Annotated in this window: 15 protein-coding genes; 4 read left to right on the top strand and 11 right to left on the bottom strand. The window is 66.5% G+C overall.

Features of this window, described 5'->3' with window-relative positions; genetic code table 11:
- Positions 1-42 precede the first annotated feature (42 nt).
- The gene (locus HNR70_RS01845; RefSeq protein ID WP_184324159.1) at positions 43-495 is read left to right on the top strand and encodes a hypothetical protein; all 453 of its coding nucleotides are present in this window, start codon (positions 43-45) and stop codon (positions 493-495) included.
- Positions 496-534: 39 nt separating this feature from the next.
- Here the strand turns inward: HNR70_RS01845 and HNR70_RS01840 are convergent, their stop codons facing one another.
- The 6 genes from HNR70_RS01840 to HNR70_RS01815 form a co-directional block, all read right to left on the bottom strand.
- On the bottom strand, positions 535-1,095 hold the full coding sequence (locus tag HNR70_RS01840) for a YceI family protein (RefSeq protein WP_184324158.1): 561 nt from the start codon (positions 1,093-1,095) through the stop codon (positions 535-537).
- 185 nt (positions 1,096-1,280) lie between these two features.
- The gene (locus HNR70_RS01835) at positions 1,281-2,672 is read right to left on the bottom strand and encodes an MFS transporter (protein WP_184324157.1); all 1,392 of its coding nucleotides are present in this window, start codon (positions 2,670-2,672) and stop codon (positions 1,281-1,283) included.
- Positions 2,673-2,735: 63 nt separating this feature from the next.
- The gene (locus HNR70_RS01830; RefSeq protein ID WP_184324156.1) at positions 2,736-3,395 is read right to left on the bottom strand and encodes a GntR family transcriptional regulator; all 660 of its coding nucleotides are present in this window, start codon (positions 3,393-3,395) and stop codon (positions 2,736-2,738) included.
- The gene (locus HNR70_RS01825; RefSeq protein WP_184324155.1) at positions 3,392-4,213 is read right to left on the bottom strand and encodes an SGNH/GDSL hydrolase family protein; all 822 of its coding nucleotides are present in this window, start codon (positions 4,211-4,213) and stop codon (positions 3,392-3,394) included. The genes HNR70_RS01830 and HNR70_RS01825 overlap by 4 nt, the downstream gene beginning before the upstream one ends.
- Positions 4,210-5,013, bottom strand: coding sequence for a thioesterase family protein (locus HNR70_RS01820; RefSeq protein WP_184324154.1), 804 nt, complete (start codon positions 5,011-5,013; stop codon positions 4,210-4,212). The genes HNR70_RS01825 and HNR70_RS01820 overlap by 4 nt, the downstream gene beginning before the upstream one ends.
- Positions 5,010-6,587: a hypothetical protein gene (locus HNR70_RS01815; protein WP_184324153.1), complete on the bottom strand. Its 1,578-nt coding sequence runs from the start codon at positions 6,585-6,587 to the stop codon at positions 5,010-5,012. The genes HNR70_RS01820 and HNR70_RS01815 overlap by 4 nt, the downstream gene beginning before the upstream one ends.
- 955 nt (positions 6,588-7,542) lie before the next feature.
- Here HNR70_RS01815 and HNR70_RS01810 point away from each other — a divergent pair.
- The gene (locus tag HNR70_RS01810) at positions 7,543-7,758 is read left to right on the top strand and encodes a hypothetical protein (protein ID WP_184324152.1); all 216 of its coding nucleotides are present in this window, start codon (positions 7,543-7,545) and stop codon (positions 7,756-7,758) included.
- A 541-nt stretch (positions 7,759-8,299) separates the two neighbouring features.
- Here the strand turns inward: HNR70_RS01810 and HNR70_RS16360 are convergent.
- On the bottom strand, positions 8,300-9,364 hold the full coding sequence (locus HNR70_RS16360) for a Shedu immune nuclease family protein (protein ID WP_184324151.1): 1,065 nt from the start codon (positions 9,362-9,364) through the stop codon (positions 8,300-8,302).
- Between the two features lie 363 nt (positions 9,365-9,727).
- On the bottom strand, positions 9,728-10,162 hold the full coding sequence (locus HNR70_RS01800) for a very short patch repair endonuclease (RefSeq protein ID WP_184324150.1): 435 nt from the start codon (positions 10,160-10,162) through the stop codon (positions 9,728-9,730).
- A 195-nt stretch (positions 10,163-10,357) separates the two neighbouring features.
- On the opposite strand from HNR70_RS01800, the gene HNR70_RS01795 reads away from it, so the two are divergent.
- Positions 10,358-11,560, top strand: a complete 1,203-nt coding sequence (locus HNR70_RS01795; RefSeq protein WP_184324149.1) for a DNA cytosine methyltransferase — start codon at positions 10,358-10,360, stop codon at positions 11,558-11,560.
- Positions 11,561-11,593: 33 nt separating this feature from the next.
- On the opposite strand, the gene HNR70_RS01790 is transcribed toward HNR70_RS01795, so the two are convergent.
- The 3 genes from HNR70_RS01790 to HNR70_RS01780 are packed head-to-tail and all read right to left on the bottom strand — an operon-like array spanning position 11,594 to position 14,238.
- Positions 11,594-13,186, bottom strand: a complete 1,593-nt coding sequence (locus HNR70_RS01790) for a restriction endonuclease FokI C-terminal domain-containing protein (protein WP_184324148.1) — start codon at positions 13,184-13,186, stop codon at positions 11,594-11,596.
- 21 nt (positions 13,187-13,207) lie between these two features.
- On the bottom strand, positions 13,208-13,462 hold the full coding sequence (locus HNR70_RS01785; RefSeq protein WP_184324147.1) for a hypothetical protein: 255 nt from the start codon (positions 13,460-13,462) through the stop codon (positions 13,208-13,210).
- Entirely contained in the window at positions 13,459-14,238 is a 780-nt protein-coding gene (locus tag HNR70_RS01780; RefSeq protein ID WP_184324146.1) for a GntR family transcriptional regulator, read from the bottom strand. Before HNR70_RS01780 ends, HNR70_RS01785 begins: the two co-directional genes overlap by 4 nt.
- Before the next feature lie 132 nt (positions 14,239-14,370).
- On the opposite strand from HNR70_RS01780, the gene HNR70_RS01775 reads away from it, so the two are divergent.
- A complete protein-coding gene (locus tag HNR70_RS01775) occupies positions 14,371-14,790 on the top strand; it encodes a plasmid replication, integration and excision activator (protein ID WP_184324145.1) in 420 nt (139 codons plus the stop codon).
- Positions 14,791-14,870: the final 80 nt, after the last annotated feature.

Raw genomic sequence — 14,870 nt, 5'->3', positions numbered from 1 at the left:
GACGGGGATACTGGAGCCCACCGCACCCTCGGGGAGGACACCATGGCCGACGACGTCCAGGACATCCGCGACACCACCGACACCACGGACACCACCGCCGCCCCCGGCGGCACCCTCGCCCCGCGCCACCCCGGCGGGCCGCTGACCGATCCCAGCGCCGCGACCCGCAGGGACGCCCGCGGCCGCGCCGACCAGGTCGCGGCCCTGTTCACCGAGCTCGGGCCGCTGCCCGATCCCGCCCGGCAGGATCTCTTCGGGCCGACGTCCCAGTGGGCGCTGTACGTCCGCTACGCCGAGGGGCCGGTGCAGGTGGGCGTGGTGCTCGATCCGCCGCTGTCCGTGCACGCGCCGAGCCCGGCCGACCTCGACGCCCGGGTGCGCAGCGTCGTCGCCGAGCGTCGGGGCGTGGTCGAGGCGGACGTGCACGCCTTCGGCAAGCAGGTCCCGCGCGAGGTCGCGCTCACCGCGCTGCGCGGAGCGCGCGGCGAGCGCTGACGCTCCGGAGCACAGACACCCCCGGAGCGCCCAGCCGACTCAGACGGCCGGGACCTCGGACTGCTTGATGAGCGACAGCTCGAACTCGAGCTGGATGCGGTCGCCGACGAGCAGGCCGCCGGAGTCCAGCGGGGTGTTCCAGCTGATGCCGTAGTCGCGACGGTCGATGCGGCGCGAGCCCTCGAGGCCGGCGCGCACGTTCCCGAAGGGGTCGGTGTCCACACCGATGAGCTGCAGCGGCACCGAGATGGACTGGGTGGTGTCACGGATGGTGAGGTCGCCGGTGACGACGTAGGCGTTCTCGTCAATCTCCTCGATGCGGGTCGAGGTGAACACCATCTCCGGGTAGGTCTCGACGTCGAAGAAGTCCGCGCTGCGCAGATGGTCGTCGCGCTGCTGGTTGCGGGTGTCGATGCTGGCCATGGCGACGCGGACGGTCGCGGTCGCGGAGGCGGGATCGGCCTCGTCGATGACGAGTCGGCCGGTCACGTCGTTGAACGCGCCTCGCACCTTCGTGACCATGGCGTGGCGGGCGGAGAACCCGATCCGCGTGTGCCCGGGGTCGATCTCCCAGGTCCCGGTGAGTCCGGCAGTGTCCATCTGTGCCTCTTCGTTCGGCGACGGGACCCGTCGCTGGTCGGGGACGCGGCCGCGGCGGAGCGCCTTCGACACATGTCCGTGATCCCCGTGAACCTACCACCCGGACGTGCCGACGGCCGCGCAGGTCGCACCGTGTCCGTGCCGCAGGAACCGCAGGACCCGCGGGACCCGAGGGACCCGAGGAGTCAGCTCGTCGCCCCTGCCGCACTCCCCGTCGGCCGCCATGCGCTCGGGCGCAGCACGAGCACGAGGATCGGGACCATGGCGACCGCCGCCACCACCGCGAGGGCGGAGAAGGAGGAGACCGCCATGAGGGGACCGGAGGCGAAGGCGGCGAGCGCACCGCAGAGGTTCGAGAGGGCGTCGGCCGCGCCCTGCGCGGAGGCGCGCTCGGGGCCCGTGACGGCGGCGCTGAACAGGGCGGAGGCGGCGACGTTCATGAACGACCAGCCGAGGCCCAGCAGGACGAGCGAGGCCATGACCCCGCTGTGCGAGTCCGCGACGACGACCGCGAGCAGCATCGAGACGGCGAGGATGCCGATGCCCATCGCCACGACCGCGCGGTGGCCGAGCCGGTCCGCGAGCCAGCCGACCACGGGCGCGAGCCCGTACATCCCGGCGATGTGCAGGCTGATCGTCAGGCCGATGATGGTCAGCGACCCGCCGTGGTGCGCGAGGTGCACGGGTGTCATCGTCATCAGCGCCACCATCACGCCCTGCGCGGTGAGCAGGGCGACCAGGGCCGTGCGGGCGCGGCGGTTCGCGCTCAGCTCTGCGGCGGCGCGGCGGAAACGCTCGGCGCGGCCGATCCGCTCGGCGCGGCCGACGGGGGCCGGGTGCCCCGCGAGATCCGGGCGGCCGACGGCCCCTCCCCCGTCGGCCGCCGCCTGCTCGGCTGTCAGCCCTTCCGCCGCGAATCGCTCCGCCGCCGGCCGCTCCGCCGCGAGCCGCTCCGCGAGCACGCGCAGCGGGTCGGGGCGCAGGAACAGCAGCACCGCGAGGCCCGCGAGCGCGGAGCCGATGGAGGCGACGCCGAAGGCCGCGCCGTAGGGCGCGATGCCGGTCGCTTCGCCGATGACCTCGCCGACCACGCCGAGGTTCGGGCCGAGGACGTTGCCGATCGCGCCCATCCACACCACGAGCGCGAGAGAGCGGGCGCGGGTGGTGGGGGTGGCGAGGTCGGTCGCGGTGAAGCGCGCCTGCAGGGCGGTGGCGGTGCCCGCGCCGGTCAGGAGCAGTCCGAGGAACAGCGGGACGACCAGCTGCCACTGTGCGGCGGCGACGAGAATCGCGGCGCCGGCGGCGGCGAGCCACCAGCCGGTGGCGAGGGCCGGGCGGCGACCGCGCCGGGCGGCGAGGTTCCCCAGCGGGATGCCCAGCAGCGCCGCGCCGAGGGTGGAGCCGGTGCGGGCGAGCCCGGCCCAGGCCTCCGAGTCGGTCACGTCGCCGGCGAGCAGGATCCCGATCGACGGGGCGACGCCGAGGCCGATGGTGCCGAGGACCTGGGAGATGACCAGGACCGTCAGTGTGCGGCGCTGGGCGGGGTCTCGGTGGGAGACGACTGATTGCTGGGACACAACTTGTATCCTAGACGGCGGTGCAGGGGCGCGCCAGGGTGTCCGTCACGGAGCACCCCGCACTCACGTCGCCTCGCGCGGCGCCCCGTTCTCGGCGACGTGGGCGCGCAGGACCTCCTCGAAGGCCGACTCGTCGCCGTCCCGGAAGGTCTCGAGCAGGCGCGTGTGCTCGGCGAGCGCCTCCTCGCCGAGGGCGAACAGCCCCTCCCCCTCGGAGGAGAGCGCGAAGCGGTGCCGGTCGGCGAGGCGCGCATACAGCTCGAGCTGGACCTGGCTGTCGCCGGCCTCGACGAAGACCCGGTGGAAGGTCTGCAGGGTGCGGACCAGCGTGGGGAGGTCGCGGGCGGCGAGCGCCGCACGCTGATCGGCGATCAGGTCCTCGAGCCGTTCAGCCGCCGCGGCGCGGGCAACGCCGGAGGCCCGTCGCATGCTCGCGGTCTCCAGCAGCACCCGCGCCTCGGCGAGCTCGGCGATCGCGCGAGGTCCGAGGCCGCGCACGAGGGCGCCGCGCTTGGGGTAGATCGTCACCCAGCCCTCGTCCTGCAGGCGGGTGAGCGCGGAGCGCACGGGGGTGCGGCTCATCGCGAGCTCCGCCGCGAGCGGGGTCTCGCCGAGCATGGTGCCGGGCTCGAGCTCGCCGTCGAGGATGCGGGTGCGCAGCGCCTCGTAGGCGCGCTCGGCGGCGCTGGGCGGCGGGGCGCTGGACGGCGACTGCGGGGTCATCGCCCCTCCGTCGGCGCCGTCGTCGGCGCGATGGTGGTCCACTCCGGGTACTTCGCGGCGCGGCCATCCCCGGAGGATTCGCGGCGCAGGCGGCGGCGGATCCAGGGCTGGACGTGGCGGCGGAAGTGCTCGCGGTTGCTGAGCCGCGCGGGGGCGGCGTCCTCGGGCAGGGACCACCACTCCTTCGGCGCGTCGACGCCCACGGTCTCGAGCACGCGGGCGGCGACGCGGTGGTGGCCGCGGGTGTTCAGGTGCAGGCGGTCCTCGGCCCAGTAGGCGGGGCCGGCGAGTTCGGTGTCCGGCCAGTTCAGGGAGCGCAGCACGTCGGGCCGGTCGCCGAGGCGCTCCAGCACCGCGTCGGAGAGCTCCTCGCCGCGCCGCTCGATGATGCGGCGCATGGGCAGTCCGGCCGACGGGTTCGCGACCGAGTGCAGCAGCAGCTGCACGCCCTCCTCGTCGCAGCGGGCGAGGACCTGGGCGAACCGCTCGGCGATGTCGGCGATAGTGGTGCGGGGGCGGAGGATGTCGTTCCCGCCGCCCACGAAGGACAGCAGCGTGGGGCGCAGCGCGAGCGCGGGCTCGAGCTGCTCCTCGACGATAGGGCCGACGAGGCGTCCGCGGATGGCGAGGTTCGCGTACGAGATCGGCCGGCCGAGCGCGTTCGCCCAGCCCTGGGCGGAGAGGTCCGCCCAGCCGCGCACGGTGCCGTCGGGCAGCTCGTCGCCGACGCCCTCGGAGAAGGAGTCGCCGATGACGACGAAGCGGATCTCGCGCGGGTCCCCGTCGGCCTCCGCGCCGGCGCCCGCCGCCGCGCTCATGCCTGGCCCCCGAGCGGTCGGACGGTGAGGATCTGCTGGGCGCTGCCGACGGGCCCGCTCTGGTCATGCAGGACCGTGCTGGTCAGCCCCTGCCCCGTCGGCCCGAAGGAGACGGAGGTGTCCAGGCCGACCCACGCCCCCGTCGGCGGGCGGTGGAAGTGCAGGGTGAGGTCGAGGTTCGGGTACATCCACTCCTCCGGCGGGTGGCGGACGGCGGAGCCGTTGGCGGTGTCGATGAGGGCCACGAAGCGGGCGAGGTTGCTCGTGGTCTCGTCCTCGAGGAGCGGATGGTCGGTGGTGACCCAGGTGCGGGCGCGGCCGGGGCGGTGGGTGCCGGCGTCTCGGCCGGTGATCGAGCGGATGAACCCGCCGTCCCACACCTCGGTGAAGTCCCTCGGAGGCAGGCCGTCGGGACCGGGCATGGGTTCGGCCTCGGTCGCGGCGACCGTGCTCGTGTCCACGGGCGACATGGCCCAGGCGCGGGCTGAGAGAGTGGTGCGTCCGCCGATGACGGCGGTGGTCTCGAGCAGCTCGATGGTGCGGCCGGGGCGGAGCAGACGGGTGGTCAGGTGGATGTCCTCACGGGCGAGCTTGCCGAGGATGTCCAGCGAGATGCGGCCGATGATCTTGTCCGCATCGGAGTGCGCGGCGCGCCAGCGGTCCATGTGGTGCACGAGCAGGCCGACGACGGGGGCGACGTGCAGCTCGTCCTCGCTCCAGGCCCCGCCCACGTGCGTGGTGGGGGCGTAGGTGTCGGGGCCGACGGGGACGAAGTAGGCGGTGGGGCCGGACGTGCTCATCCCGCCATCCTGCCCTCTGCCTCGGTGCTCTGCGCCGCAGCGGCGCGGCGACGCTGCTCGGAGCGGCGGAACCAATTCACGAGCACCCCGGGCACGAACCGGTCGACGAACGGGGCGCCGAAGCGGGCGATCACCTCGATGCCGGCGCCGATCACGAACGCGACCAGCAGCATCCAGGCCGAGATCCCGATGGACCCGGCGACGTTGCCGACGAAGCCCATCTCGAACCTGAAGTTCATCACGACCAGGGCCAGCAGCACGAGCGCGCCGACGAAGTAGGCGAGCGGCAGCGCGACCCAGGAGGCGATGGCGCCGACGATGCTCCCCGTGGACAGCACCCGGCCCCGGTGCCAGAGCAGCGCGATCGCGAGCGGCAGGACCAGGGCGAACAGCACGATCGGGATCCACACGTACCAGTTCAGGTCGTACAGCCACAGGAACGAGTTCTGGCTGTCGAGGCCGAGCTCGGGGGCGTTGCCGCGCACGTTCAGGTGCAGGGGCACCACGAGCATTCCGAGCCCGGGCAGGACGGCGAGGCCGGTGAGTCCCCAGACCGGCAGCAGGAGCGCGGCGGTGAGCGCGGTCTGTCCGTCCCCGTCGGCGATCAGGGCGATCGCGCCGGCGAGCCCCAGGAACGTGCCGACGGGGAGGGCGAAGGCGAGCGCGTGGACGAGGGCGAGGCGGAGTCCCGCGGTGAGGTCGCAGACCAGCTCCCACCAGGCGGGCTTGTCCATCCCGGCGAGGTGGCCGGCGAGCATCGGCAGTCCGATCAGCGCCCAGGTTCCGAAGAACATGTCGGCGCCCGCGGTGTGCATCGAGATGGACATGCCGAACTCATCATCGGTGAACGAGAGGGCGGTGACGCGCGTGACGATCAGGGCGAAGATCGCGACGGCGAGGCCCGAGATGCCCGTCCACAGCACGGCGCCTAGCGGCCCGTTGGAGCCCCAGCGGCGCTGGGCGAGGCGCGCACCGAGGAAGCCGACGCCGGCCATGACCACGGTGATCAGCAGCGGCAATCCGCGCCAGCTCGCCGACAGGCTGCCGAAGAAGCCGAGCTCCATCTCGAGGTCATAGGAGCCGAAGGTCGCAAGCGCCACCAGCTGGAACGGCATGCCGATCAGCGCCAGAAGCGAGCCGCCGAGGCCCTCCGTGTCGCCACCGCCGGAGCCGGTGGACGGGAAGCCGAGAGCGAGGGGGTCGGTCGCCCCACCGGTGGCGTCACCCAGCCCGCCGACCAGCACGGCGAGGACGATCGAGGCGATCACGAGGAGCGAGGCGAGGATCGCCGCGATGTAGGCGAGCGCACCGACGACGAAGGTGGGCAGCGGATTGCCGAGGCCGAGCTTCGTCAGCGTGGGCGCGAGCTGCGCGGCGGCGGGTCCCGCCGGGGCGGGCGCGGCAGACGGGGGCTGGGCGGCCGACGGGATCTGGGGGCCCGAGGGGGCCGACGAGGCGGGGACCCACTGGGGGCCGGGCTGGTTCCCGGACTGGGCGCCGGGGTAGGGCCCGGGGCTGCCCGGTCCCCCGACATGGCCCTGGCCCTGGCCGTACGGGTGGTTCTGGTCCGACATCTGCGCCCCTCATGCGTGGTCCCCCGTGCGCACTGAGGTGCGCACCCAGGATCGAGACTATCGGTGGGGCGGGACAGCGGGGGCGGGGGTAGGGGCGTTGTGGACGGGGATGACGAGGTACTTCAGCGTGCGTCCTGTCGGCGGCGGCTCGTCCGGCTCGGGGAGTTCCGAGTACGGCTGCCAGGCCATCGTGTAGTCGCCGTGGAGCGTACGGGCAAGGGGCGAGTTCGCATCACCCTTCCACGGCCGGTTGCCCGTGAGCGCCGTGCGGCGAAGGAGTGCTGGAAGTCCGCCTCGGAGTGGAAGAGGGGGCGGAGAGCCGCCAATTCGCCCATCAGAAAATAAACCAGTTCCTCAGTCAGCGCGGGCGCCGCACAGCCTCTGACCAGATCGTCGACCATGTCGGAACTCCTTCGTCGTAGAGTCTTGAACACCGTGGAAGAACTGATCCTGTTCGACACCTTCAACTACACGACGTATTTGATCGTTTGGCTAGCTTGGGCTGTATGGCGCCCGATCACCTGGGGCGAGCATGCTCCACAGTGCGTTCGGGACCCAATGGCGATACTCCGGGTTTGCGAACGTCAGCAGCACAGCCAGTTGTCCGAGAAGTACCTCCACTGGACTCTCCAGCACCAGGTCCTTCGACGCGTTCCACCATTGATAGTTGGGACTAACAAGCTCTTCTCTCCCCCCCACCTACTGTGCGAAGCCAGGATTCGGGCACCCAGGTTCCGGTATGGGCGAAGTGGTAGGAAAGCTGGAGGCTGGAAACATCACTCCCAAGACCCAGGAGCCGCGGATGCGAAAAAGTCTCACGCAGCCAAGCAAGCACACTCTCAGCTTTCCGGTACTGCGCTGAACGGTCCCAGTCCTTCGAATACTGCTTTGAATCGATCAGAACCAAATGGTCCTGGGAGAGTCCACGCCGACTCGACTCGTATTTAGTGGATTCTTGCTGGTACTCCCGAAGGAAGAGGGCGATGTCGATATCCCCGCCGAACCCGACAATCTCGCATCTCTCATCCTCCTCAACGTGAGGGTAGACCTTGCCGGGTGCGCCAAGATCGATGCCGAGGAAGAGCGCAGACCCGCCTGGACGCGCATTGACTGTCGCAGCCAGAAGATCGGCGATCAGGAGCTCCCCACCCACACCGCGCTTGTCCGCTGACCAGGACTGAGGCTGCCCGAATGACCGGTGGCCCTCCTGAACGTAGGCCCAAAGATCCGTCATAGCCGCCTTCCCCGGTCGACCACGCCCCCTGCGCATGTCCACGAGGCTGTGTCTACAAGGTTGCCACAGCAGCTTCTTCGCCAACTCGTCGCTGAGGAGCCGTGCCCTTGCCGGGTGTGGAGGACCGAAGACCCGGCAAGGTTCGCTAAGCAGGCGGCACGGTGTCCACCAACTTCATCGTCATCCGACCCCGGTCTCGTCTCCGCGAGCCCGACCCGACTCGACTTTGGGGGCAAAGGCCGCACGCGGCTGCCGGTGCTTTACACAGTGAAGGGCGGCGGGGAAGCTCCCAGTGCAGATAACGCGACCCAGCACCTCGGTGGGCCCGGAGGGGATCGAACCCTCGACCCGCGGATTAAAGGTCCGTCGGAGCAAGGAGCGCAGGGCAAGCTAGAGCAGGTCATCACGCACAGCCTGCTTCTTCTATCCACCCATCCGCCACTGCGTTGCTGTCAGCGTTGCTGTCAGACCAGGAACTTCAACTGTCGCCGTCAGCGCTGACCCCTGTGGCCGCACGCTCCACCGCCCATTTAGCGCGAGCGAGAACTTCGTCGTATGTAAGAATCTCAGGCTGCCGAACTGTCCTTCGGAATAACTCGAAGCTTCGGGCCCTATCTTCATGAACCATACCATTCCTGCGCAGAGAATCGTGCGAGCCGATAACCAAATAGGCTCTAGGGTCGGCAAGAAGAACCTTCTCTCCCGTCTCGTACCCTTCAGCATCTTTGATTGGCGCCGACCTGCCTACGGTCTCACGCGCACGTTCAACGGTTTGTAGCACCTGAGAAATACCCCCAGCGAGATCATTCGAAGGCCCGAATACACCAGACCTGTAGACACCACTCTTAACCAAAGGATCATCGGGCTTCTTAATCTCAGCCAAAACAACCGATCGGATGATTCCACTAGTTGTCAACAGTGCGTCGACGCGCTTCCCATCGGAGAACTCAGAGGCCCCAGCAACATAACGCTCGAGCTTCTCGTCACTGTAAGAAACGAACAGGTGGCTCGAAAGCCCAACACCCAGAAGCCACGGGTTATCCTCGAAGAACTCTTGCCAATCAGACTCTCCGTACCCCCCAGCATCAAGCATCCCCTCAAAATCACGAAGCGTCTCACGCTTAGCCGACACGGCAATGATGTCGTCGGCAGTAACATCATTTTCAACAAGGGCACGCAAACTGCGTGAATCCTGTTCATATATCCGATCTAAAGCATCAGAATCTCGAAGAACAAGCTCCAACAGATCCTTGGAAACCTTGAGGGTATCCTCGTCCTCGATCTCGACGTTCGCTGCAACAAGGCATGCGCGGAGCAAGTTCTCGGCACCCTCCCCATTTAAAATAAGTACATTCTCTAGCTCAGGATCCTTGCCTTTGAGCTTCGTTATGCGCTCAAATCGAATCTCACGAACACGACCCTTATCGCGCACAAGGCGGAGCTTCACTTGAACCCTGCCCGTTTTGCTTTCGTACACAATATGTTCCTCTCCTGACAATTCCGGCCCAGTATCGGATGTCAGACCGTCACTATCGGCAATCACCTGCCAGACATCCCTTGTGCGCGCACCCCTATCTGCAGATGAGCCAAACGGAAGGGTGTACGTTCTACCTACCGTAGTTCGTCCAGTTACGCGAAGGTCAGCGAACTCTGCCGCCGTTTTGGGGTCAGGAGGCAACGCTAAACGGTTGAATATGGACAATCGAATCGTCTCCTCACTGAGGTTCACGAGTTTATGGTCGTCATCTTGTCACAGCCATGCCAGGCGCGCTTGGTGCGTCCGAGCGTGTGGCCCGGAGCGAAGCGAGGACACGCATCGATCGGGCGCGCGAAGCGCGCCTTGAAGGAGTAGGGAAAGCACTCACGACTCGGCTCACGCTGCCGCCAGGCTTGGTATTTGGACGCCTCACCCCGACTGCCGCCGCACCACGTCCGCGACTGCCCCAGCGATCGCATCGGCCCCTTCGTGCTCCCAGTACCGAAGCACGGTCCACCCGAGCGAACGGAGACTCCCATTGGTCTCTGCGTCTCGCGCCCTGTTCCTCACGATCTTGGGCTGCCAGTACTCGGTGTTGGACTTCGGCGGGGTGTAGTGCTCTGGGCATCCGTGCCAGAAGCACCCGTCGATGTAGACCGCGATCCTGAGCTTGGGGAACACGATGTCGGCGCGACGGCGGCGCTGAGAAGGGTCCGGTGCGTAGTCCACTCGGTACCTGAGACCGGCCCTGTGGAGTCGACGACGTACCGCAACCTCAATCGCCGTGTCGCGTCGCCGGTTGGCTACCATGGTTCGACACGCCTGCTCGCTTGCAGGACGCGGATGCGCGGGCGAGCCAGCCATGACATCCACTGTAGTGCTACGGCATCCGGCCGCGGCCAGCTAAGGCGCGACCTCGAGAGGTCCGTACGTATCGGTGGCGGCGTGTTGACTTGTCTGACGTGCGCGTTAAGCTGCTGTGCACACAACGTCTGGGACCCTTGCGAGCCGGCCAGGGCACCGAGGGCTCGGACCAACGGAGTAGAGGGAATCGCATAGATGACTACCATCGCGGACGATCGCGCTGAGCAGCGTGAACTGGATGTCGCAGCGGCAGCAGCCCTGGAGGCCGCCAACACCGAGGTGGAAGCCGACGCGACTCCAGGCAAGCTCACTGCTGAAGATCGGGACCGAACGGTGTTCCGACTCGGGGAGCTGTTCTCCGGGCCGGGGGGCATCGGCATGGGGGCGAAGCTTGCCAGCATCAACGACTCGAACTACAAGATCGTCCACCAGTGGGCCAACGACTTCGACGCGGACACGTGCCGCACCTACGCGCGGAACGTCGCGGAAGACATCGACTCCCCCTCCGTCTTCCATGGCGATGTTCGCACCCTTGACTACGAGAAGCTCGCTGATGCGGGTGACATCGACGGCCTCGCCTTCGGATTCCCTTGTAATGATTTCTCCGTCGTAGGTGAAAGGAAGGGGTTTGACGGCGAGTACGGCCCTCTCTACACCTACGGCATCAAGGCACTTCAGAGGTTCCGGCCGATGTGGTTCCTCGCAGAGAACGTCGGTGGCCTCACCTCGAACAAGGGTGGCGCGGCCCTGAAGCAGATCCTCATTGACATGCGCAGCGCGGGGTACCGACTGGTGCCGCACCTCTATCGCTTCGAGAAGTACGGCATTCCCCAGGCGCGCCACCGGATCATCATCGTCGGCATCCGAGACGACCTCGACGTCACGTTCAAGGTCCCCAGCCCGGAGCCGTACGCAAACGCCGACGTGAGCTCTCGAACGGCGCTCACCGTCCCGCCGATCCCCGAAGATGCATTGAATCAGGAGCGCACTCGCCAGTCGGCGCGCGTGGTCGAGCGTCTGGAACTGATCGGCGCAGGAGAGTCGGCCTTCACCGCAGACCTTCCCGAGCACCTCCAGATCAAGACTGCTACGAAGATCTCTCAGATCTACAAGCGTCTCCACCCTTCCAAGCCTTCCTACACGATCACAGGCTCGGGCGGCGGTGGAACGCACGTCTACCACTGGGAGGAGCCTCGAGCTCTGACGAACCGTGAGCGAGCTCGGCTGCAGACCTTCCCTGACGACTTCGCATTTGAAGGGTCCAAGGAGTCCGTGCGGAAGCAGGTCGGAATGGCTGTGCCTGTGCGTGGAGCTCAGATCATCTTCGAAGCGATCCTGAAGAGCTTTGCCGGCGAGGAGTACGAGTCCGTGGACTCGTCCTTCCCCACCATCGACTAGGCTGCAAAGGAAGCGCCGTGGACAGGGCGCTTCCTACCGGAACGCGCCCTCCGAGAGGTCCTGGAGGTCAGAGAGGACGACCGGCCGGTTGCCGCTGAAGATCGCCCTGATCTCTTCGTGGCTATATGGCCTATCTCGGTGCCTCCGCACCATTCTGATGATATCTCGAGCGGTGATAGCGGCGCCATTCACGCCGTTCTCCTCGGCAACGTCACGCAGTTGCGACTCGACGTTGGATTTGTACTCAGAAACAACGTAGGCAAAGAATGCGAGCGGATTCGAGTCAAGCGCATACTCTTCGAAATTCGAGATGTAGTCACGCATCCTATTACGCTGAGACACACCCAGAGAGTAGCCCTTCTTGTACGCCTTCGAGTCCAGTATCGCTCCGTAGCCAGCTTCATGCGAACTGATCACAACGTCAGGCCTTTCGCTGTAGGCCCCAATATGCCTAGCCTCGAACCCGAAGACATCCCTGAAGATTGACGTCGTAGCTTTCTCGAAATCCGTAGCTTTCTCGCGCGATTCGAACGCCATCTGCGCGTACGAGTTCATGAAGCCATCCACTGCACCACTGGGATACTTCTGCGCGAGGACCCAATCAACTCGCGCTACAGGTGCGCCGGTGCCTTCTGAGATCTCGTTGACGACATCCTGGCTGATCGCATCGATGAGCCGTGTCGCTGCCAGCGCCTGGAAGGCGATTTCGATGCTCCGCTGCTCCAGCGACGTCGCGGTGACCGACTGTGCATCAGTCAAGCTCCGAGTGTCCTTGGCCTGGCCTGGCTTCAGCCCGTACCTTCGCTGGAACTTCTCCTCGTTGTCCCAGTCTTTGATCAAGGGAGTGGCCAACGCCTGCTCGATGAGGTGATCGACTTCCTCCTCGGCCCCCGAGACGATCTCCCACTCCCCGTCAATGCGAGAGATGAGCTGTGTGTACCCGAGCCAGTTCCCGGCAGTATTAGCGATGTCCCCTAGATTTCCGAAGAGCTGCTCAAGCGTGGCTTCCTTGCTACGCGTGGAACGGAACTTATCTAGAAAATCAGGGTCTAGGGACTCAATGCCGGTGCGGCGATACGAAAGGATGCGCTCCACAACATCATCCACCACAGATGGAGAATTTGACGTGCCATAGCAGACTGCTAGTTTGGCAACTTCATCCTTTTCGACGAGTCGACCTCCGAGTCGTGGATCCCTAAGCAGCTGAAGCAAAAAAATGAACGGACGAACCTTGAAGTTTCCACTCACCGCCGATGCGCCCTTCGCAGTGAATGCCGACGGGAACTGATAGTTCAGCACCTGCTTGGTGAGGATCGGCAGGGGCGCCTCACCCTCCACCAGCCCCTGCCCGGCCCAAGTCAGATGCATGGTGTCGTCGCGCATGAAGATCAGCCCCAGGGACTTCAGCCAAGCGCGGTACGTTCGTGCTCCGCCGGCCCCCTGATCACGACGATCACCGGTTCGCTTCAGACCAGCGCTCTCGAGCATGGCTTCTACGGCCAGGCCGGTCTCCCTCCGACCCGCGCCCCAGTTCATCCCTCCTGCGCCTTTTGTCATGGCGGCGAGGACCAGCGGAACAGGTGCAAGTGATCGCTTCGGCCGGGTCAGCCACCATGTGTAACGCATGACACCATGCTGCCAGGGCTTCTACTTCGTAACGAGCTCGTCTGCATCGCACAGCAACCACGTTCCGTCCGCGAACATGACTTCGATGACGACCGTGCTCGTATCGCCGCCCGGCACGTCGTTCATGGCGTACACGCATTCCCCATCTCGTTCGAGCGCGTGGCCGTCTCGGGTCGTGACGGCACAGAAGATGCCGATCGGCTCTCCGGGAGTCGCCCTCACGTCGCCCCTCGAGTTCTCCTGTCGTCGCCGGTGCTCACCGATGCTTCTGATCATTCCTGGTCATCCCCCGCAGAGAGATCGAACGTGTAGTTCCACTGGAATCTGCTCGCTCTATACAGACCTGTCGAGTACTCGACAGGCGTGGACGAGGCCGCGTAGACCCTCCGCCTGGTTTCGACGACCGGCTCTCCGACAGAGACCCCGAGCGCGCCGAGCTCGCCCGCATCCGGGAGTCGCGCATGCAACCGCTCGTCGACAGTCGCGGGCTCCAGCCCGACATCAGTGAGGATCTGGAACTCTCTCCACCTGTTCGCCGGACCAGACTCCTCGCTCATGAGCAGGGTCCCCTTCGCAACCGCGTATGCGTAGTACTTCCTGACGATCTGGGAGACGGTTCCGTCGGCGTCGCGGACCACGCTCGTGCGGCAGACGAGGTCATCGCCCGGCACGACGTTCAGCCGCTCTGCCATCTCTTCGTCCGCGGGAGCAACCCCCACCGTTGTCAGCTCAGAGGAATCCGAAGCCGATGAAGGCCCGGCCTCCCCACTCCCCGTTCGAGGGCGCGGGGACGTCCACTTGCTCGGGTGGTACGTCGCAGATCCGACCTTCTGGAGGGGAATCCTCGGAAGGACGACCGTTCCGCGGCTGCGTCGCGATTGGACTCTGCCCTCTCGCTCAAGAAGCTTCAACGCGGCGGCAACGGTATTCACGTTGACATCGAAGTCACGTGCGAGGTCAGCCTGCTTGGGCAGCGACGACTGCTCGGCGTACTCCCCGCCGTCGATCCGAGCGCGCAGTTCGTCGGCGATCTGCACATACCTGGCAACCATGGGACCTCACCTAGTTGTAGTTGGGCTCTGAAGCCTATCCCTAGTTGACATGCCGCGCCACCCATGCAACGCTCAACCCGAGGCCTACCACTAGGGATAGGAGCTCGTGTATCTCAACCACTAGGCGTAAACATGGCAGTCCAGACCCGGTTCCCCGTCCAGATGGAGGACGTGTTCCCCCAGGGTGCGTACATGATCGGTGAGGTCATCGCCGCCGATGACTTCGACAGGAAGAGGGCTGGCGAGGTCGACCCCCAGTTGCGAGACAAGATCTCGGGACAGCGTGTCTGGCAGGTCCGTGTGCTCGATCCCGACCCGGAGAGCCGGAAGGGACAGGCCGAGGTGACCGTGAAGGTCTCCTCCGACCACCAGCCGGTGCCGCCCAAGGGCCCGACCACCGGCCCCTTCCGCGCCGTGGCCTTTGAGGGGCTCACCCTCACGCCGTACGTCGACACCAACGGGAACTTCCCGAAGATCGCGTACTCGCTGAGGGCCACGGGCTTCGCCGAGGCCAAGGCTTCCGCCCGCACCTCGAGCACCGAGGCGGCGTGATCATGGAGCGGAAGGCGATGCGCCTGCTCAACGTCGCAGCGTTCGGGATCCTGCTCTGGCAGGTCATCCCGCTCGGCTGG

Origin of the sequence: Brachybacterium aquaticum, from assembly GCF_014204755.1 — a bacterium.
Lineage (GTDB): Bacteria > Actinomycetota > Actinomycetes > Actinomycetales > Dermabacteraceae > Brachybacterium > Brachybacterium aquaticum.
This window is presented reverse-complemented; position numbering and strand designations above follow the sequence as displayed.